This window comes from Burkholderia sp. AU45274 (genome assembly GCF_030482505.1).
Taxonomy (GTDB): Bacteria; Pseudomonadota; Gammaproteobacteria; order Burkholderiales; family Burkholderiaceae; genus Burkholderia.
In genome coordinates this window covers 1,330,262-1,349,482 of record NZ_JAUJQE010000001.1, presented here as the reverse complement: position 1 = coordinate 1,349,482, position 19,221 = coordinate 1,330,262, and the positions used below count along the sequence as shown (strand labels likewise).

The 19,221-nt window shown below is 67.4% G+C and carries 15 protein-coding genes; 6 read left to right on the top strand and 9 right to left on the bottom strand.

Going from position 1 to position 19,221, the window contains the following annotated elements; all coding sequences use genetic code 11:
• Positions 1-261 precede the first annotated feature (261 nt).
• Positions 262-1,785, top strand: coding sequence for an OmpA family protein (locus QZM35_RS06040; RefSeq protein ID WP_301775576.1), 1,524 nt, complete (start codon positions 262-264; stop codon positions 1,783-1,785).
• Between the two features lie 15 nt (positions 1,786-1,800).
• Here QZM35_RS06040 and QZM35_RS06035 read toward each other — a convergent pair whose 3' ends face one another.
• The 7 genes from QZM35_RS06035 to QZM35_RS06005 all read right to left on the bottom strand — a co-directional run bounded on the left by QZM35_RS06035 (position 1,801) and on the right by QZM35_RS06005 (position 9,840).
• On the bottom strand, positions 1,801-3,246 hold the full coding sequence (locus QZM35_RS06035; protein ID WP_089427485.1) for an NAD-dependent succinate-semialdehyde dehydrogenase: 1,446 nt from the start codon (positions 3,244-3,246) through the stop codon (positions 1,801-1,803).
• 152 nt (positions 3,247-3,398) lie between these two features.
• Entirely contained in the window at positions 3,399-4,697 is a 1,299-nt protein-coding gene (locus QZM35_RS06030) for a cytochrome c (RefSeq protein WP_301775575.1), read from the bottom strand.
• Positions 4,698-4,712: 15 nt separating this feature from the next.
• On the bottom strand, positions 4,713-6,935 hold the full coding sequence (locus tag QZM35_RS06025) for a xanthine dehydrogenase family protein molybdopterin-binding subunit (RefSeq protein ID WP_301775574.1): 2,223 nt from the start codon (positions 6,933-6,935) through the stop codon (positions 4,713-4,715).
• 1 nt (position 6,936) lies between these two features.
• Complete coding sequence (locus QZM35_RS06020; protein WP_089432687.1) at positions 6,937-7,392, bottom strand: (2Fe-2S)-binding protein; 456 nt, start codon at positions 7,390-7,392, stop codon at positions 6,937-6,939.
• Between the two features lie 134 nt (positions 7,393-7,526).
• Entirely contained in the window at positions 7,527-7,826 is a 300-nt protein-coding gene (locus tag QZM35_RS06015) for a putative quinol monooxygenase (protein ID WP_089427489.1), read from the bottom strand.
• Between the two features lie 100 nt (positions 7,827-7,926).
• Positions 7,927-8,985 (bottom strand): NADP-dependent oxidoreductase, encoded by a 1,059-nt coding sequence (locus tag QZM35_RS06010; RefSeq protein ID WP_089427490.1) that lies wholly within the window; start codon positions 8,983-8,985, stop codon positions 7,927-7,929.
• A 234-nt stretch (positions 8,986-9,219) separates the two neighbouring features.
• The gene (locus QZM35_RS06005) at positions 9,220-9,840 is read right to left on the bottom strand and encodes a TetR/AcrR family transcriptional regulator (RefSeq protein ID WP_089427491.1); all 621 of its coding nucleotides are present in this window, start codon (positions 9,838-9,840) and stop codon (positions 9,220-9,222) included.
• Between the two features lie 306 nt (positions 9,841-10,146).
• Between QZM35_RS06005 and QZM35_RS06000 the strand changes: the two genes are divergently transcribed.
• On the top strand, positions 10,147-11,718 hold the full coding sequence (locus QZM35_RS06000) for a hypothetical protein (RefSeq protein WP_301775573.1): 1,572 nt from the start codon (positions 10,147-10,149) through the stop codon (positions 11,716-11,718).
• A 116-nt stretch (positions 11,719-11,834) separates the two neighbouring features.
• Here QZM35_RS06000 and QZM35_RS05995 read toward each other — a convergent pair whose 3' ends face one another.
• Entirely contained in the window at positions 11,835-12,857 is a 1,023-nt protein-coding gene (locus QZM35_RS05995; protein WP_301775818.1) for a DNA-binding protein, read from the bottom strand.
• Between the two features lie 515 nt (positions 12,858-13,372).
• Here QZM35_RS05995 and QZM35_RS05990 point away from each other — a divergent pair.
• Together QZM35_RS05990 and QZM35_RS05985 are read left to right on the top strand one after the other, a co-directional pair.
• Positions 13,373-14,557, top strand: coding sequence for a thiolase family protein (locus QZM35_RS05990; protein WP_089429097.1), 1,185 nt, complete (start codon positions 13,373-13,375; stop codon positions 14,555-14,557).
• A 256-nt stretch (positions 14,558-14,813) separates the two neighbouring features.
• Entirely contained in the window at positions 14,814-15,479 is a 666-nt protein-coding gene (locus QZM35_RS05985) for a cation diffusion facilitator family transporter (RefSeq protein ID WP_089432684.1), read from the top strand.
• 199 nt (positions 15,480-15,678) lie between these two features.
• Here QZM35_RS05985 and QZM35_RS05980 read toward each other — a convergent pair whose 3' ends face one another.
• A complete protein-coding gene (locus tag QZM35_RS05980) occupies positions 15,679-16,869 on the bottom strand; it encodes a LuxR family transcriptional regulator (RefSeq protein ID WP_069251570.1) in 1,191 nt (396 codons plus the stop codon).
• A 281-nt stretch (positions 16,870-17,150) separates the two neighbouring features.
• On the opposite strand from QZM35_RS05980, the gene QZM35_RS05975 reads away from it, so the two are divergent.
• Positions 17,151-18,089, top strand: a complete 939-nt coding sequence (locus QZM35_RS05975; protein WP_089432683.1) for an alpha/beta hydrolase — start codon at positions 17,151-17,153, stop codon at positions 18,087-18,089.
• Positions 18,086-19,210, top strand: coding sequence for a bifunctional 3,4-dihydroxy-2-butanone-4-phosphate synthase/GTP cyclohydrolase II (gene ribBA, locus QZM35_RS05970; protein WP_089427497.1), 1,125 nt, complete (start codon positions 18,086-18,088; stop codon positions 19,208-19,210). Before QZM35_RS05975 ends, ribBA begins: the two co-directional genes overlap by 4 nt.
• Positions 19,211-19,221: the final 11 nt, after the last annotated feature.

The window sequence follows — 19,221 nt, the reverse complement described above, 5'->3', positions numbered from 1 at the left end:
GCGGCGTATGTCGTTGCCGATGACGGAATTGAAACAATGGGATGGGAATGGTGCGGATATTGAAATTGTCGTCCGGTTGACGTTCGAATGTACGGTCGGCGGGAAAGCTAGATGAACATCGCCGCCAGACAGCACGTGGGCGTTGACAACGGCCCTTGATCGATTTATCTCAATGACGTTGTCTTGCAAAAATCAAGACAAGGCCTGACTGTTTTGCGTGCAAACCAGTCGTTCCATTTCATGCAATAGAAAAATAACGTCATGTCGACAAACAATCACGCGGACGCGGCCAGCGAAGCCGAGCGCGCCGACCTTCTTGCAAAACGCGTCGAATCAATCAGCAATTTAGCATCGTTTTCCTACAAGATTGCAGCGGCCGCGGGGGCGCTAATTACTCTCGGATACTTGTTCAACATCAAATTCTTCCCTTCTGGATTGACGCCTGGGGAAGTCGTTTTCTTTGTTTTCGTGGCAATTGCTTTTGGTTTCGTCTATGTCGTGCTGTTGATGTACGGTGCCATTTCTTCGATATGGTTTGTTCATTTGATAAGTTTTTTGGAACGCGTATATAACCGTCCGCCTAGAACTATTTCTGCAGCCAACTGGCCGTCACTCAGAAAGCTAGTATCCCAAAGAAAAATCAAGAAATTTGCGAGATTCCGATGGGCAGTATTGACGAAATTCCGGAAGAGTCGAAAGCAGGTGCAGGAGAGGCGTAAGGCATCCGGTGCTGCGGAATATTCGATGCCGCGTGAAGTCCAAGGCGGCGCGTACCTGTTCATGTCGGTGATGATGTTTGCGGTGATGGTCCTGCTTGCGTGGGTCTATCACGATGTGTCGTTGGCGAGGCTGTTGATTGCATTCTTCCTTGCTGGTTTTATCGCGTTGGTCATCACAGGCCTTCCAGCCGAGCGACTGGGCTTCTCAACACTCAACGATAAACATTCGCGGCCGCCAGCGTGGGTCCGCTGGCTATTTGTCGCGATAATTCCACTCGGTATCGTGCTCCTCTTCGGCGGCCCACAGCCTCTGATGAATCTAGTTTTCGAAAGGCTGGGAATTCGTATTCCCGACGTCAGCATTGAAGTAAACGAATCCGAACGGGGCACGATCGAACGTATTTCGGACGTCGTTGGCCATCCAATACTGGATTGCCGCCGCATCGAGGGGGGACGGCTGCTCATTCACGGCGCGGATGTTTTGTGGACAGGCGTTGGAAATACTTCCTTCGTGTCGTTCAGTGTGCTTGAGCCGAAGGATAATGTATCGTTCGGTAACGACCGTCGCGCTATCCGCTACGCGACATTGCGCCTCGATACGGGAGCAATGCGAGTGGTTAGCGCGAAGCCACCGATTAATCCGTGCTTCGATCTAGCAAACGACATGCTATTCAAGACTGGGAGCTTCGAGTTGACCTCGCTTGCCCAGACACAATTGAAAAGCGTGATGTCCGCGATCGAGGCATCGGGCACACCAAGGCGCATCGTCGTACGCGGGCATAGCGATGCCCGACACATCACTGGACCACTCGCAGAAACGCTTGGAGACAACCAGCGATTGTCGGAATTGCGTGCCAGTGCAGTTGCGACGGTGTTGCGTCGGTTAATTGCCAATCAAGATGTCGAGATCGTCTCGACTGGTGCAGGTAGCCGCGAGCCGAAGGTCAAATGCCCGTCAGAGACGACCGGAACGCGTTACGAGGTCGAACAATGTAACGCGCCGAATCGTCGTGTGGAAATTCGCGTGACCTACGCTCGCGGAGGGGGCAAGAGCGGCACGGACTAGCCGAGCCGCCCTTCTTTACACGGCCATCACGGTCACCGACTTCGTGACGAGGTACGGCTCGAGCGCTTCCGGCCCGCCTTCCGACCCGTAGCCCGAGTCCTTCACGCCGCCGAACGGCATTTCCGGCCACGGCGTCGCCGGCTGGTTGATCCACAGCATCCCGACTTCGAGGCGCTGCGTGAGCAGGTGCACGTTCGCGAACGAACGCGTGAACGCGTAGCCGGCGAGACCGAACGGCAGACGGTTCGCTTCCGCGATCGCGTCCTCGAGCTTGTCGAAACCGCGAATCGCCGCGACCGGGCCGAACGGCTCGTTGTTGAACACGTCCGCTTCGAGCGGCACGTTCGCGATCACGGTCGGCGCGAAGAAGTTGCCTTCCGAGCCGATCCGCTCGCCGCCGGTTTCGATGCTCGCGCCGACCTTGCGCGCGTTGTCGATGACCGACGCCATCGCGGTCAGCCGGCGCGGGTTCGCGAGCGCGCCGAGCGTCGTGCCTTCCTCGAGGCCGTTGCCGACCTTCAACCCTTCCGCATGCTTGACCAGCGCGCGCGTGAATTCGTCGCGGATGCTGTTGTGCACGAGGAAGCGCGTCGGCGAGATGCAGACCTGCCCCGCGTTGCGGAACTTCGCGCCGCCGGCCGCCTTCACCGCGAGCGCGACGTCGGCGTCCTCGGCGACGATCACCGGCGCGTGCCCGCCCAGCTCCATCGTCGCGCGCTTCATGTGCAGGCCCGCCATCGCGGCGAGCTGCTTGCCGACCGGCGTCGAACCCGTGAACGTGACCTTGCGGATCACCGGGTGCGGAATCAGGTACGACGAGATCTCAGCCGGATCGCCGTACACGAGGCCGATCACGCCGGCCGGCACACCCGCGTCGACGAAGGCGCGCAGCAGCGCGGCCGGCGAGGCGGGGGTTTCTTCCGGCGCTTTCACGAGGAACGAGCAGCCGGTGGCCAGTGCGGCGCTCAGCTTGCGCACGACCTGGTTGACCGGGAAATTCCACGGCGTGAAGGCGGCGACCGGGCCGACCGGCTCCTTCACGACCGTCTGCTGTGCGCCGAGGTTGCGCGGCGGCACGATCCGGCCGTACACGCGGCGGCCTTCGTCCGCGAACCATTCGATGATGTCCGCCGCCGACAGCACTTCGACGCGCGCTTCGGTGAGCGGCTTGCCCTGCTCCTGCGTCATCAGCTGCGCGATCGCGTCGGCGCGCTCACGCACCAGCGCGGCCGCCTTGCGCATCGTCGCCGCGCGCTCGTGCGCGGGCACCTTGCGCCAGGCTTCGAAGCCGCGTTGCGCGGCGGCGAGCGCACGGTCGAGATCGGCGATGCCCGCGTGGGCCACCTTGCCGATCGGCTTGCCGGTCGCCGGGTTCACGACGTCGATCGTCTTGCCGCTCGCGGCGTCGACCCACTCGCCGTCGATCAGCAGTTGCGTATCCGTATAAGTCACGTTAGCCATCCAGACACCCCTACATTGCGTCGATAAACGCGCGCTGCCGCGAACGGCCGCGCGCCGGTTGACAGAAAAAGCCACGCCGCCGGGGCAGGCACGCACCCGGCGGCAGTGACGGCGGGCACGCCGGCCCGCCCTCGTTCCGCATGGGGCCGCGCTCAGCGCGCGGCCGCCGTCGCCTTGCGGAGTTTCGCGACGTCCGCCGCCTGCACGGCCGGCGCGCCGTTGTTCCAGCCGGCGCGCATGAACGTCAGCACGTCGGCGATCTGCCGGTCGTTCAACTGGTTCGAGAACGCCGGCATCGGATACGCGGACGGCACGCCACCGATCACGAGCGTGTCGCTGCCGTTCAGCGTCACGTTGATCAGCGACGATGCATCGGTTTCGAGCACGTTCGGATTGCCGGCGAGCGGCGCGAGCAGCGGCGCGTAACCGCGCCCGTCCGCGCCGTGGCAATGCAGGCAGTAAGCGTTATACACCTTCGCGCCCGGATCGGTCGCCGGCCGGCCCAGCGCGGCCTGCGTCGCCTTCGGATCGTAGCTGTACGGCGGCGCGCCCGTGCCGCCTGCGGCCGGCAGCGATTTCAGGTAACGCGAAATCGCCGCCAGATCGTCGTCGGAGAGCGCCTGCGTGCTGTGGTTGATCACGCTCACCATCGAGCCGAACGCGGTCGCGTGCCGATTCGCGCCGGTCTTCAGGAACTGCGCGACCTCGGCCTCGTTCCAGCGGCCGAGCCCCGTGTTGGGCTCGCCGGTCAGGTTCGACGCGAACCAGTTGTCGATCGGCGCGCCCGACAGGAACGCCGTGCCGCCTTCGTCGAGCGCCTTCTCCTGGAAGCCGACGCCGCGCGGCGTGTGGCACGACCCGCAGTGCCCGAGCCCCTGCACGAGATACGCGCCGCGGTTCCACATCGCGTCTTTCGCCGGCTTGTCGGCGTAAGGCGTCGTGTCGAGGAACACCTTGTTCCACAACGCGAGCGGCCAGCGCATGTTGAGCGGCCACGGGATGTCCGACGGCCGGTTCGCCTGCTTCACCGGTTCGACGCCGTGCATGAAGTACGCATACAGCGCCTTCACGTCGTCGTCCTTCAGCTTCGCGTACGACGGATACGGCATCGCCGGATACAGGTTGTGACCGTCCTTCGCGACGCCCTTGCGCAACGCGCTGGCGAAGTCGGCTTCGGTATAGCCGCCGATGCCCGTCTCCGGATCGGGCGTGATGTTGGTCGTGTAGATCGCGCCCATCGGCGTGACCATCTTCAGGCCGCCGGCGAACGGCGTGCCGCGCGGCGCGGTGTGGCACGCGACGCAGTCGCCCGCTTTCGCGAGATACGCGCCGCGCGCGACGAGCGCGCTGTCGGCCGGCGCCGCCTGCGCGGCGTGCGCGGCCGTGCCGGCCAGCAGTGCAGACACGGTGAGCAACGACGTGCCGAGCATCTTCAGGGTGAGGTTTTGCATGGTCGTCTCCTCCCCTCAAGCCGTCTTCAGCTGGTCGCCGACCGGCAGCTTGCGCAGCCGCTTGCCGGTTGCCGCGAAGATCGCGTTCGCCACCGCAGCGGCGGTCGCGGCCGTACCCGGCTCGCCGATCCCGCCCGGCGCCTCGCCGCTTTTCACGAGATGCACCTCGATCGGCGGCGTCTCGTTGATCCGCAGCATCCGATAGTCGGTGAAGTTGCTCTGCACGACGCGGCCCTCCTCGATCGTGATTTCGCCATACAGCGCGCCGGTAATCCCGAAGATGATGCCGCCCTGCACCTGCGCCTCGATCGTGTTCGGGTTGACGACCATGCCGCAGTCGACCGCGCACACGACACGCTTCACGAGCACTTCGCCGTTATCCACCGCGACGTCGACGACGATCGAGAAGAAGCTGCCGAACGCGTGCATCACCGAGACGCCGCGCCCCTGCCCCGTCGGCAGCGCCGGGCCGCCCCAGCCGGCCGCCTTCGTCGCGACGTCGAGCACGTTGAGCGCGCGCGGCGTCTTGCCGAGCAGCGCGCGGCGGTATTGCACCGGGTCGGTCTTGGTCTGCGCGGCCAGTTCGTCGATGAAGCTCTCGACCACGAACGTGCCACGCGTCGGGCCGACGCCGCGCCAGAACGCGGTCGGCACGTGGCGCGGCTCCTGGCGCACGTAGTCGACGAGCTGGTTCGGCAGGTCGTACGGCAGCTCGGCCGCGACCTCGACCGCATCGGGATCGACGCCGTGCTGGAACGCCGGCGGCGCGAAGCGCGCCATGATCGACGAGCCGACGATCCGGTGCTGCCACGCGACCGGCTTGCCGTTCGCATCGAGGCCGGCCGAGATCCTGTCGTAGTAGCACGGCCGGTACATGTCGTGCTGCACGTCTTCCTCGCGCGTCCAGATCACTTTCACCGGCGCGTTGACCTGTTTGCCGACCTTCACGGCCTGGCCGATCATGTCCGTCTCGAGCCGCCGGCCGAAGCCGCCGCCGAGCAGGTGGTTGTGCACGACGATCCGGTCGGGCGCGAGGCCCGTGAGCTGCTGCACGGTATCGCGCGCCCGCGTCGGCACCTGCGTGCCGACCCAGATCTCACAGCCGTCGCCACGCACGTGCACCGTGCAGTTCACCGGTTCCATCGTCGCGTGGGCGAGCAACGGCTGCTCGTAGACGGCGTCGACGCGCGTCTTCGCATTCGCGAACGCGTTGCCGACGTCGCCTTCCTTGCGCGCGACCGCGCCCTTGCCGTTCGCCGCCGCCTGCGCGAGATCCGCGAACAGATCCTTGGTCGACACCTTCGCGCCCGCGCCTTCGTTCCACTTCACGACCAGCGCCGATGCGCCGCGCTTCGCGGCCCACGTGTGATCGCCGACCACCGCGACCGCGTTGTCGACGCGCACGACCTGGCGCACGCCGGGGATCTTCTTCGCGGCCGTGTCGTCGACGCTCGCGACCGTGCCGCCAAACACCGGGCTGTTCACGATCACCGCGACCAGCATGCCGGGCAGGCGCACGTCGAGCCCGAACTGCGCGGTGCCGTCGACCTTCTCCGGCGAATCGAGCCGCTTCGCGGGCGTGCCGATCAGCTTGAAATCCGCCGGCTGCTTCAGCGCGACGTCCTTCGGCACCGGCAGCTTCGCCGCAGCATCGGCAAGCTGGCCGTACGACGCGCGCCGGCCGCTCGGCGGATGCTGCACTTCGCCGTTCGCGGCGCGGCAGGCTGCCGGATCGACGTTCCATTGCTTCGCGGCGGCCGCGACCAGCAGCGTGCGCGCGGTGGCGCCCGCACGGCGCAGCGGTTCCCACGCGTAGCGTACCGACGTCGAGCCGCCGGTGAGCTGGCCGCCGAGCAGCGGATCGAGGAACAGCTTCTCGTTCGGCGGCGCATGATCGAGCGTCACGCTCGACAGCGGCACTTCGAGTTCCTCCGCGATCAGCATCGGCAGCGCCGTATAGACGCCTTGCCCCATCTCGACCTTCGGCATCACCAGCGTGATCTTGCCGGCGCGGTCGATCTGCACGAACGCGTTCGGTGCGAACACGCCCGGTTGAGCCGGCTCGGCGGCGTCGCCGCCGATCACCGAACGACGCGCATCGTCACCCGCGGCCGGCATGCTGAAGCCGAGCAGCAATCCGCCGCCGGCCGCCGCGCCCAGCGACATGCCGAGCTTGAGGAACGAACGGCGCGACACGCCCGCGCCGGCCCGACCGGCTTCGATCAGTCCTCGTGACATGTCAGGCCTCCTTGGCGGCTTGCTTCACGGCCGCGCGAATCCGGTTGTACGTGCCGCAGCGGCAGATGTTGCCGGCCATCGCCGCATCGATGTCGGCGTCGCTCGGGTTCGGGTTCGACGCGATCAGCGCGGTGGCGGCCATCACCTGCCCCGACTGGCAGTAACCGCACTGGACGACGTCGAGCGCGCGCCACGCCTGCTGGACCTTGTGGCCGGCCGGCGTCGCGCCGACGGCTTCGATCGTCGTGATCTTGCGGCCGGCGACCGCCGCGACCGGCAGCACGCACGAGCGCGCGGCGACGCCGTCGAGATGCACCGTGCACGCGCCGCACTGCGCGATCCCGCAGCCGAATTTCGTGCCGGTGAGACCGACGACGTCGCGCAGCACCCAGAGCAAGGGCATGTCGTCGGGGGCGTCGACCGAGCGGGTTTCGCCGTTGATGTTGAGGGTGATCATTCAGCCTCCGGGGCCGGTGTATGGGGGAAGCGGCGCGAACGATGCGCCGCCTGGTGTTGTCATCGCCGCCGCGTGCAGTGCGGCGGGTGCCGTGCGGCCCGGGTGGGCGCGAGCCGCGACGGGCGTACGGCGGGTTACTCGGCGACGTCGATGCCCGACAGCACCTTGATGACCGGCGGCGCGGTGAACCAGTCGGCCGACTTCGCGCGGAATTCGCCGAAATGCGGGCTCGCGAGGTGCGCGTCGAAGGCGGCCTGGTCGTCGTAGATCTCGTACAGGTGCAGGTTCGGCGAGCCGTCCTGTTCGCGGAACAGGTCGTAGCGCCGGTTGCCCGGCTCGGTGCGTGTCTTCGCGACCATGCTGCGCAGCTCGGCCTCGGCGGCCGCCGCGTGTTCGGGTTTCAGGAACAGGGAAGCCATCACGTGAAGCGCCATCTTGTCACTCTCCTAGTCGTCGATAGCGGAATCGAGCATGCCACAAGCCGGCGTCGCGTGACGCCGGCGTGCAGCCGTTGTGTGTCGCCGTGCCGAGGCGTCAGGCCAGTTCGTCCGGGCCCACGCGCACGACGACCTTGCCGAAGTTCTTGCCGGCCAGCAGGCCGATCAGCGCTTCCGGCGCATCGGCGAGATCGGGGACGACGTCCTCGCGCGTCTTCACCTTGCCCTGCGCGACCCATTCGCTCATGTCCTTCATGAACGTCGCGTAGCCGGTGGCATAGTGATCCATGATGATGAAACCCTGCATCCGGATGCGCTTGCGCAGGATCGTGCCCATCAGTGCCGGCACGCGGTCGCGGCCGGTCGACACGGCCTTGTCGTCGTAGGCCGCGTCGTTGTAGTGCGCGATGATCCCGCACACCGGCACGCGCGCATGGTCGTTGAGCAGCGGCCACACCGCGTCGAACACGGCCCCGCCGACGTTCTCGAAATAGATGTCGATGCCGTTCGGGCACGCTTCCTTCAGCTTCGCGGCGAACGCCGGATCGCGGTGGTCGACGCACACGTCGAAACCGAGCGTATCGGTCACGTACGCGCACTTGTCGGCGCCGCCCGCGACGCCGACCACGCGGCAGCCCTTCAGTTTGGCGATCTGGCCGACCACCGCGCCGACCGCACCGCTCGCCGCCGCGACGACCACGGTTTCACCGGCCTTCGGCTCGCCGATCGTCAGCAGTCCGGTATAGGCGGTGAAGCCCGGCATGCCGAGCACGCCGAGCGCGTACGACGGATGGGCGAAGTCGCGGCCGAGCGGAATCAGGCCGCTGCCGTCGGACAACGCATAGTCCTGCCAGCCGGCGCCTGCGACCACCAGGTCGCCTTCGCGGAACGCCGGCAGGTTCGACGAGACGACCTGGCTGACGGTGCCGCCGACCATCGGCTGGCCGAGTTCGGCCGGTGGCGCATAGGACGGTGCGTCGCTCATCCGGCCGCGCATGTACGGGTCGAGCGACAACCAGACCGTGCGCAGCAGCACCTGGCCGGCGCCGGGCGTCGGCACGTCACCGGATTCGGTGCGGAAGTTGCCCGGCGTCGGCGCGCCAACCGGGCGCGAATTCAGGATGATCTGGCGATTAGCGGTTTTGCTTTGCGGCATGTGAGCCTCCGTCAACAGGAATGGACGTGCTTCGTGGGCACGATCGGATCAGGGATGGACCAGCGGGAGACGCACGCGGGCGGCTGCATCGGCGCTCAGGCCGGCGCGGCTGCGTGCATGCGGTTGAATCAATCGGAACAGCGTAACGCGGCGTGGCACGTTCGTCATGCGGTGTTGAGTAGACCAGTCGTCTAGTATCAGGGTAAAAACAAGGCGCGCCGATGCGCGCCCGGGTTATGACTGCACGTCGCCCGGCTCGAGCGGCGGCAGGTTCAGCATGCGCCGCGTTTCGACCATCGCCCTTTCGAGCGGCTTGCGATTGCGGTGAATCTTTTCCAGCAGCGTCGCGCCCAGCCACAGCTCGTACAGGATCGCGGCCGTATGCGACGGATCGGCGACCCCGCTCAGCGAACCGTCGGCCAGCCCGGCCTCGATGCCGCCCGCGAGCCGCTCGATGATCTGGCTCGTGCCGTTCCGCAGCACCGCGCGCATCGCTTCCGACAGGTCCGACACTTCCGCGCCGAGCTTCACCGCGAGGCACTTGCCTTCCGGATCGTCCGCGCATTGCGTGTGCAGCCAGTTGCGCCAGTACGTCATCAGGCGCTCGGCGCCCGTGCCGGCCTGATGCTTGAACAGGTTGTCGAGGTGCGCGAGATAGCCGTCGAAATACGATTCGAGCAGCGCTTCGCCGAATGCCTCTTTCGAGCCGAAGTAATGGTAGAACGAGCCCTTCGGGATGCCCGCCGCAGCGAGAATCTCGTTCAGGCCGACCGCCGAAAACCCCTTGTGGAGCATGATCGGCTTGGCGATATTCAGGATGTGCTGGCGGACTTCCGCGCCCGAAGATGCATTCATGATGGCGTATGTTAGCAACGATTAGACCGGTCGTCTAGTAACGTCGAGCCGGCATGTTGAGCGGCACTTTACCCGATCCCCGCCCGGCGCCCAAACGTCGCGCCGGCATGCCTCCCTCCTTCCCGCTCCGCCGAGCGCGCGGCGTCACACGCCCGACTCGGTTTCGTCGCAGGCGTTTCATCGATCTCCCGCATAAATACGCGCGGCGCATGTGCCGGTGATCGAGCCGTTTCGACCGGCATTGCACACGTGTGCAATGCGCCGGATCGTCGTTGTCGCCTCCCGAACCCGTGACCAGGAACGCCCATGACTGCTTCGAAACCCGAACGCCCGTCCGCGCCGAACCGCCGGCGCTTCATCCAGCGCGGCGCCGCGCTGACCCTGTCGCCGCTCGTCGGCTCGCTGGCTGCCTGCGGCGGCGACGGCAACCCGACGTCCGCGTCGTCGTTCGCCGCCGCCGGCGCCGCGGATGCATCCGCGCGCAGCTACGGCATCGCCGACCGCTCGATCACGATCAACGTCGTCAATGCGATCCCGTCGACGACGCTCGCGTACGGCAACGCGGCGAGCCAGAGCGGCTCGCTGCCGCAGGCGTCGCAAGCGCAGGTCGCCACCGGGCAATCGACCGCCGTCAGTGCGTCGAACAGCTGGGGTGACTGCACGGGATCGTTCAGCCTCGCCGGCGGCGACGCATCGTTTGCCATTTCGTACACGCATCCGTTCGGGTCGCAGCCGACCACCGTCAGCGTCACGCCGTCCGCCGGCTACGTGTCGGGCGCCGACGCCGCCACGTTTCCCGGTCACGACTCGGTCGCGAATCTCACGCTGTATCGCGGCGTCCCGACCGCGAACGGCGCGTGGGTCGTCCCGCTCGCGCAGCTCGCGACGCCGCCGGCCAACAACTGCCAGGATTTCGCGAACAGCATGTTCGGCAGCAACGTGCGCACGGTCGCGGCCATCCAGTCCGCGTACCAAGGCACCGGCCCGCTCGGCTACGTGCCGCCCGCCGACTTCACCGGCGGCCAACTGGCGGCCTTCGTCGCGCAATGGGTGCGGCGCTGGCAGAGCGGCGCGGCCTATGGCGTGCTGCCCGCTGCCGATGCGCAACTCGTCGACGCGCTGAAACAGTACGTATCCGGCGCGTCGAACGCCGGCCCGCTGACGATGTGGGTGCCGCAGATCACGTGGCAGGCCGGCTCCGATCCGGCGGTGTTCGCGCTGACGGGCTATCGCGCGTTTCCGTTCGTCGATGCGCAGGGCAACTGGAATACGAGCACGCTGTCCGCGTTCCTGACGCTGCTGGCGGCCGGCTCGCACATCGTCGCGATCAGCGCGACGAGCGACCTGCCGGCGGGCGTCACGATGCAGGCGTTCGACAGCTTCATGGGCGCGAGCGGGCTGACGACGTCGACGGACATCGGCAACTCGCACTACGCATCGGTGTTGAACACGACGGGCCGCTATTACCTGAGCGTCGGCAGTGATTTCGCGCCGGCGAACTGCGGGCTGATCCTGTCGTTCCTGTACGGGCGCACGGTGAACAACCTGCTCGCGGGCGCCGGCACGTACAACACGTTTATCCAGCTCGAAGGCTGGCAGGCCGGCGGTTCGCGGCACAACGCCGACTATGCGACGTATCAGCAGACGCTGTGGAACATCTCGACGTACGGCGCGTCCGCGTATAGCGAGAAGCGCGCGACGTCGATCTTCCTCGCGCCCGCCGGGTGGACGCCGCAGGTCTATCAGACGACGCGGATGATGCCGTACGTCGGTGCCTATGCGCAGTCGAATGGGTCGCCGCAGGGCTGGCTCAATACGTCGCTCGTCACGATTCCGGCGGATGCGCCGGCGTTGCCGTCGCGGTATGTGTCGAGTTGATCGGTATCGGGGGATGGGCGGGCGATCGGGGGTGTAAGGGGCTCGGTCGCTTGCCTTGCCGCTTCAGGCTTTCGGCGTGCGTCGCCTTCGGCTGACGCACGCTTGCGGTTTCTACTTCAACGAGACGGCGCTTCGTCCGCGCGCTTTCGCGTGCGCGCCCTCCGCTCGTCCCGTTGTGCGGCTGGCGCAGCCTTGGCGCCACGCAGCGCCGACCGGCGCGAGAGCGCTGTCATTTCGCGCCGCAGCGCATCGAGCTCCTTGCTCCGTGCCGCATCGGTCGCCAGCGCGCCGTCGAGCTGCCCTTGAAGCACGCCGCATCGATGCAGCGCGTCGCCGAGCTGCGCCTGCAGTGCGGCCATTTCCTTGCGCTGCTGCGCATCGCGCTGCTCCATGCGCAATGCCGCTGCCTCGAGTTCCTTCTGCAGCCGCGCGGCCGCGAGCCGCTCGCGATCGATCTCCTGAAGCGCCCGCTTCTCCGACGCGCGCAAGCGCTCCTCGGCCCGGCCGGCGTCGTCGCGCAGCCGGTCGAGCTGGGTGGTGAAATCCGCCCGCGCCTGCGCAAGTGCGCGGTCGCCTTCCGCGTTGTCGGCCATGAGGCGTTCGATGTCCGCTTGCAGCGCTTGCCGCGATGCGTCGTCCGCCGCCCTCGCCTGTTCCAGTTCCTGAATGCGCACCTGCGCGGCCAGCAGCGCGGCCGTGCGTTGCTCCAGCGCGGTTTCGGTGCGGGCCAGTTCGGCCTGCAATGCCGCGACTTCCGCCTTCGCTGCTACCCGCTCGGTCTCGACCTCCGCGCGCAATGCGTCGAGCGCGCCGGCCGCGTCGGCGCTCGATCGATTCCACAGCGCCGCCACCAGTTCGCCGGCGGCCGCCTGCAGATCGGCCGGCAGATCGGGATGCTCGATGCGCACGCGACTCTTTTCCCGCAGCTCGGCCCAGAACTCGCCGAGGACGGCCGTCGGCGTGCTCATGCTGCCCTTGCGGACAAGCTGGTACAGGCGGTTCGCAGTGGGCGTGATGCCGAAGCGGAAGAACAGCAGCGCGCAGGCTTCGCGATACAGCTCGCGGGTTTTCGGGAAGTCGGCCTTGAGACGCTCGATTTCGGCGGTCAGGCGGGATTCGTCGGCGGCGAGATCGGACATGGCGGGTTGGGCTGGTGATTTCGTCAATAATATAACGTAAAACGTCAAATATCCAATTAACCGCGCCTTTTAATTTGACATTATTTCTATAATGTCGAGATGGTCGAACTCGGCATCAAGCACAAAGTCGCCGAGTACAACACGTTGCCCCGATTCCCTCCCAGCCCGCCCGGACACCCAAACGCCGCTGCAATCAGCGCGAAAAACCATCAACATGCGCGATCGAAAGCCGGCCGCCGACCGCGACGTGCGCATCGTCATGCGCCCCTCTCCCCGATGACGTGCCCTGCCGCTCAATCTGTTAAGCAAAGCCCCCGTTGACAGTATGCATATGCATAGATACCGTTCCCTCAAGAGCGGCGCGTGATCCGGTCATCGGAGGCGGCCGCATTGCACCGCGCCGGCGTTCCTGCCGGCGTCACGGCGCAATCGAACCGGCGACGCGAATGGCGCGGCGCGCCCTCGTTCGCCACCGACTCGTCCGCGCAACTTGCAACGCGATCCAGGAATGCATCATGAGCACACGCGAAGTCGTCATCTGCCACCCCGTCCGGACACCGATCGGTACGTTCAACGGATCCCTGAAGGACACGCCGGCCACCGAGCTCGGCGCGATCGCCATCCGCGAAACCTTGCGGCGCAGCGGCCTCGACGGCGCGGCGATCGACGCGGTCGTGCTGGGCAACGTGATCCAGGCCGGCAACAAGATGAATCCGGCCCGGCAGGCCGCCATCGGCGCGGGCCTGCCGGTCAAGGTGCCGGCGCTCACGGTCAACCGCGTCTGCGGCTCCGGCGCGCAGGCGGTCGTCAACGCCGCGCAGGAGATCCTGCTGGGCTACGCGAATGCGGCGATTGCCGGCGGCATGGAAAGCATGGAGCGCGCCCCGTACCTGCTCGACGGCGCACGCTCGGGTTACCGGATGGGCGACGCGCCGATCCGCGACAGCATGCTGCGCGACGGCCTCGTCGATGCGTTTTCCGACCAGCATTCGGGTTGGCATACCGAGGATCTCGCGAGCCAGCTCGACATCTCGCGCGATCGCCAGGATCGCTGGGCGCTCCGCTCGCAGCAGCGCTTTTCCACCGCGCTGGCGGACGGCAAGTTCGACGCCGAGCTCGTGCCGGTCGACGTCCTGCAGCGCAAGACGCGCGTCGCGTTTGCGCGCGACGAGACGCCGCGCCCCGACACGACGCTCGAAGCGCTCGCGAAGCTGAAGCCCGCGTTCCGCCCGGACGGCACGATTACCGCGGGCAATGCACCGGGCCTGAACAGCGGCGCGGCGGCGATGCTGGTCGCGGATCGCGCATTCGCCGACGCGCACGGGATTGCGCCGAGTGCGCGGCTGGTTGCATTCGGCGTTGCTGCCGTCGAACCCGGCATGTTCGGGCTCGGCCCCGTGCCGGCCGTCAGGATCGCGCTGGAGCGGGCGGGCTGGACGCTGGCCGACGTCGAGCGTTTCGAGATCAACGAAGCGTTTGCGGTCGTGCCGATCGCGGTGGCGGGCCAGCTCGGCATCGCCGAGGAGATCGTCAACGTCGAAGGCGGCGCGATTGCGCACGGCCATGCGATTGGCGCAACGGGGGCGGTGCTGACGACTCGCCTGATCCATTCGATGCGGCGCGACGGCATCAAGCGCGGCGTCGTCACGCTGTGCATAGGCGGCGGCCAGGGCATCGCGCTGGCGATCGAGGCGCTTTGAGTCGAAGCGGACGCGGACGCATCTGCGATTCGGACGAAAGGGAAACGCCGCGGGCGATGCGGCTCGCGGCGCGGGCTTCCCGAGTCACGGTGCAGCCAGTCACCTGCTCGGCGCGCACCGCGCCAAGTCGGCGGGCGGCCCGGAGGCTTCCGTACACATCGCGCACGGATTCGGCGATTGCCCCCGTGTCACCGATCTGCCACCGTCGACCGGTAGCGTTCGGGGCTGACCCACGCTTTCGACAGACGAATCCGCCATGCAGCGCACGTCGCGCGCCACGCCCCATGTTTATGCGGCCACGTCCCGCGCCCTCGCCGTCAGCCTCGCGATCAACCTGCTGCTGCTCGCCGTCGAGACGGCCGCGGCGTGGTCCGCGCATTCGTCGGGGCTGCTCGCGGACGTCGTCCACGCGGCGATCGATCTCGCCGCCGATGCGCTGATTCTCGTCGCGTGCCGGCTCGACGCACGCCTGCCGCCGGAGCGGCGCCCGACCTATGAACCGCTCGCGCTCGCGGGCCTCGGCGCGTTGCTCGTCATAACCGGCGCGCAGATGATCTGGCATGCAACGAACCGGTTCGCGACGCCGCCCGTCGTGCAGCCGGGCGCGGCGACGCTCTCACTCGTCGCCGTCACGCTCGCCGGCAAGGCCGCGCTGTCGCACTGGATGCTGCGCAAGGCGCGCGAAACCGGCTCCGCGCTGCTCGAGGCGAGCGGCTGGCATGTGCGGACCGATGCGCTGTCGTCGCTGCTGGCGGCGCTCGCGATGAGCGCGGCACTGGTTGGCTTCGGTCGTCTCGACGATCTGGCCGCGCTGGCGATCGGCGCACTCGTGATCCGCACGGGTGTCGGTTTCATCCGACGTGGTTGCGCGCAGTGGCCGGCGCTCACGGCATGGGCGGATCGGTCGACGCGCGGCTCGTGAACGCAGCGGGCATCGTCCCGCATCGCGAGCGGCACAGTAGTCGCTATCTGCGGCGATGAATGAAGAAGAGGCTCGCGCGGTGCGAGCCTCTTTTGCATGAGGTCGCCGCCATCATCGTGCTATACGCGACGCGTTGACCGAAGTCGATGTATCGCCCGACGAATGCGGCCGGTTCCGATGGATCGACCTTGATGGTCGCTTACCCGAGCGGCACGACGCTCCCGAGCAGAATCCGCACGAGCGTCGCCTGGCGCGTGACACCCGTCTTCGAGAAGATCGCGCGCAGGTGCGTACGCGCCGTGTTCTTGCTGATCCCCGATTCCTCCGCGGCTTCCTCGAGCGTCAGCCCGTTCGTCAGCAGCAGCGCGAGCGACGTCTCGGCGGGCGTCAGGTCGAACAGCTTGCGGATGATCTCCTGCGCGCCCTGCGGCTTGCGGTCGGGATCACGCAGGAACAGCGTGACGGCCGGCCGCCGCTTGTTGTCCTCCGACCAGTCGGACAGCAGCACCGTGCGCACCAGCAGCCCGAGGCGCGGCTTGTCGAAGCTGCGCGTGATCGGCATCGCCTCGACGGTCGCCGCGGCCGTGCCGTGGTGCCCCATCACCGCATGGCGGATCAGCCGTTTCAGCGTGCGGTTCTCCTGCGCATCGGTCGCCTCGATCGTGCCGCGCGCAATCGTCAGACCGTTGTTCTGCTTGAGGATCTCGTCGGCCACGCTGTTCAGGTCGATGATCGTGCCGTTCTCGTCGAGCGTGATCGTGCCGATCTGCATCCGGTTGATCGCATTCGCATAGATCGAGCGCTCGACCTCGGCCGTGTCGAGCCGCGAATGCAATTCCACCGCGCGTTTCAGGTGCGGCAGCAGCAGCGCGCAGATCGCCTTGTCGCGCGCGGAAAACTGCTTCGACGCATGGTTGCGGCACACGCGGAAGCGGCACTCGACGCCCGATGCCGTGCGCAGGTCGGCGCCGAGGATATAGCGCACGTCCTGCGGTTTCAGGAACTGCTTGTACAGCTCGCTCGACAGCCAGCCCGTGTCGCCGAACACGTCGTCGACCGTAACCACCCGATCGGCCGGCAGGCCGACGAACGGGTCGAGCGAATAGTAGTAGTTGTTGTACGACGCCTCGCCGTCGCCCGGCACCACCGGGCCGAATTCCGACGCGTGCACGGACAGCGGCGCGCGGCGGTCGCTGGCGGCCGCGCGCAGGATCAGCGTCACGTAGTTCGCCTGCAGCCAGCGGCGGACCAGTTCGAGCGCGCCGGCCCACGGCGGCGTCTCCAGCGGCCCCTGGTAGATGCGCGCCATCAGTTCGCTGAAATCCGCGACGCCGATGTCGGCCTCGTCACTGGTTGCCTGGCTCTCTTGCGGAGCCCATCTCGTCTCCATCAGCACGCTCCATCCTCCATACGACATGTTTCCGGCGCGACCCAACCGCGCCGCCATGATTAAGACGCGTCTAAATTCCGGCGTCATCGGGAGATTCACTGAATGGTGAGAATTGGCCACCCGTGCGAACGAACCATCGTCCGATCGGATGATGTGGCGCCCTGCCCGCTGCGCTGGAATGCCCGTCAGGCCGTGCCGGCAAGCGTCCGGCGTGGACTCAGGGAAAACCGCGACACGGGTTTACCTGATTCAAAACGCATCCGATTCAGACAGGAGTCCCCATGCCGCTCGACCCACAGGCGCAGGCGCTGCTCGCCGCGTTCGCCCAGGCACCCGCGATCGATTTCGCGCAGCTGACCGTTCCCGCATATCGCGCGAGCCTTGCAGCCGGCGGCGCGTTCGCCCCGGGCGATGCCGTCGCCGCCGAAGAGGACTGGCGGATTCCGCTGTCGGGCCGTCAGTTGTCCGCACGGCTGTATCGGCCCGCCGCTGATGGGCCGTTGCCGCTGACCGTGTTCTTCCACGGCGGCGGCTTCGTGTCGTGCGGGATCGATACGCATGCGAACCTGTGCCGCAGCCTCGCCACCCGGGCGCGCACGCTCGTGCTGTCGGTCGACTACCGGCTTGCGCCCGAGGCACGCTTCCCGGCGGCCGCGCACGACGCATGCGACGCGGTGCGGTGGGCCGCCGCCAGTGCGCGCGATCTCGGCGCGCGCGCCGGGGCGATCGCCGTGGCCGGCGACAGCGCCGGCGGCAATCTCGCGGCGGTCGCCGCGCTGCAGTTGCGCGGCTCGGGCATCGCGATCGCGCACCAGTTGCTGCTGTATCCAGTCGTCGATTGCGCGACCGAGCATCCGTCGTACGAAACGCTCGGCAACGGCTATTTCCTGACGGCGGACGCGATGCGCTGGTTCAAGCGCCACTATTTCGACGACGGCGCCGATCGCGCGTCGCCGCTCGCGAGCCCGCTCGCCGCGCCGGACGTCGCAGGCGTGGCGCCGGCGACGATCGTCAGCGCCGAATTCGATCCGCTGCGCGACGAGGCCGAAGCCTATGCGCTGCGCCTCGCGCAGGCCGGCACCCCGGTGACGCTCGTGCGCTGGCCGGGCCAGCTTCATGGTTTCGCGAGCATGCTCGGCGCGATCGATGCAGCCGACCGCGTGCTGACCTTCGGCGCCGATGCGCTGCGCCGCGCGTTCGATTTGACGGAGGCACGATGACGCTCGCCGGCACGCTGGAGATCGTCGACGAACTGCGGGCGGGCCGCATGGTCCTGCTCGTCGACGAAGAGGATCGCGAGAACGAAGGCGATCTCGTGATCGCGGCCGATCACGTGACGCCGGACGCGATCAATTTCATGGCGCGCTTCGGGCGCGGGCTGATCTGCCTCACGCTGACCGCCGAGCGCTGCGAGCAGCTGAAGCTGCCGCCGATGGCCGATCACAACGGCACGCCGTTCGGCACCGCGTTCACCGTCAGCATCGAGGCGGCCGAAGGCGTGACGACCGGCATTTCGGCGGCCGATCGCGCACACACGATCCGGGCGGCGGTGCGGGCCGGCGCCCGCCCGGACGATCTCGTGCAGCCCGGCCACGTGTTCCCGATCGCCGCGCGCCCCGGCGGCGTGCTCGTGCGTGCGGGGCACACCGAGGCCGGCTGCGATCTCGCCGCGCTCGCGGGGCTCACGCCCGCGTCGGTGATCTGCGAGGTGATGAACGACGACGGCACGATGGCGCGGCTGCCCGAGCTGAAGGCGTTTGCCGCGCAGCATGGGCTGAAGATCGGCACGATCGCCGACCTGATCCATTACCGGCGCGAACACGAATCGCTCGTCGAACGCGTCGGCGAGCGGCCGCTGCATACGCCGTGGGGACGATTCCGCGCGATCGAGTATCGCGACACCGTGCACGGCGCGCCGCATCTCGCGCTCGTGCGCGGCGAGCCCGATCCGTCGACGCCGGTGCTGACGCGCGTGCACGAATGCCATTCGCTGCTCGACCTGCTCGATGCGGAGCCGTCCGCGCACTCGTGGCCGCTGCACGCCGCGCTGCAACGAATCGACGCGGCCGGCTGCGGGGTCGCGGTGCTGCTCGACTGCGACATGCGTGGCGACGCGATGCGAATGCCGACCAGCCATGCGCGCCGCGACGGACGCGTGACGGGGATCGGCTCGCAGATCCTGCGCGAGCTCGGCGTGCGGCGGCTGAACGTGCTGTCGAGCCCGTTCCGGCTGCCGGCGCTGTCGGGTCACGACCTCGAGATCATGGCGTTCATTCCGCTCGGCGACGACGATCCGGAAAGCGCGCGGAGCGTGCAGGCGAATCCGCTGCGGGCGGCGTGACGCGTTGACGC

What these genes read in the sequence shown, in the direction of transcription:
- QZM35_RS05975 (WP_089432683.1), top strand. Translation starts at nt 17,151, where the DNA reads ATGCCGCTCGACCCACAGGCGCAGGCGCTGCTCGCCGCGTTCGCCCAG.
- QZM35_RS06025 (WP_301775574.1), bottom strand. Translation starts at nt 6,935, where the DNA reads ATGTCACGAGGACTGATCGAAGCCGGTCGGGCCGGCGCGGGCGTGTCG.
- QZM35_RS06010 (WP_089427490.1), bottom strand. Translation starts at nt 8,985, where the DNA reads ATGCCGCAAAGCAAAACCGCTAATCGCCAGATCATCCTGAATTCGCGC.
- QZM35_RS06000 (WP_301775573.1), top strand. Translation starts at nt 10,147, where the DNA reads ATGACTGCTTCGAAACCCGAACGCCCGTCCGCGCCGAACCGCCGGCGC.
- QZM35_RS06030 (WP_301775575.1), bottom strand. Translation starts at nt 4,697, where the DNA reads ATGCAAAACCTCACCCTGAAGATGCTCGGCACGTCGTTGCTCACCGTG.
- ribBA (WP_089427497.1), top strand. Translation starts at nt 18,086, where the DNA reads ATGACGCTCGCCGGCACGCTGGAGATCGTCGACGAACTGCGGGCGGGC.
- QZM35_RS06015 (WP_089427489.1), bottom strand. Translation starts at nt 7,826, where the DNA reads ATGGCGCTTCACGTGATGGCTTCCCTGTTCCTGAAACCCGAACACGCG.
- QZM35_RS05980 (WP_069251570.1), bottom strand. Translation starts at nt 16,869, where the DNA reads ATGGAGACGAGATGGGCTCCGCAAGAGAGCCAGGCAACCAGTGACGAG.
- QZM35_RS06035 (WP_089427485.1), bottom strand. Translation starts at nt 3,246, where the DNA reads ATGGCTAACGTGACTTATACGGATACGCAACTGCTGATCGACGGCGAG.
- QZM35_RS06040 (WP_301775576.1), top strand. Translation starts at nt 262, where the DNA reads ATGTCGACAAACAATCACGCGGACGCGGCCAGCGAAGCCGAGCGCGCC.
- QZM35_RS06020 (WP_089432687.1), bottom strand. Translation starts at nt 7,392, where the DNA reads ATGATCACCCTCAACATCAACGGCGAAACCCGCTCGGTCGACGCCCCC.
- QZM35_RS05995 (WP_301775818.1), bottom strand. Translation starts at nt 12,857, where the DNA reads ATGTCCGATCTCGCCGCCGACGAATCCCGCCTGACCGCCGAAATCGAG.
- QZM35_RS06005 (WP_089427491.1), bottom strand. Translation starts at nt 9,840, where the DNA reads ATGAATGCATCTTCGGGCGCGGAAGTCCGCCAGCACATCCTGAATATC.
- QZM35_RS05985 (WP_089432684.1), top strand. Translation starts at nt 14,814, where the DNA reads ATGCAGCGCACGTCGCGCGCCACGCCCCATGTTTATGCGGCCACGTCC.
- QZM35_RS05990 (WP_089429097.1), top strand. Translation starts at nt 13,373, where the DNA reads ATGAGCACACGCGAAGTCGTCATCTGCCACCCCGTCCGGACACCGATC.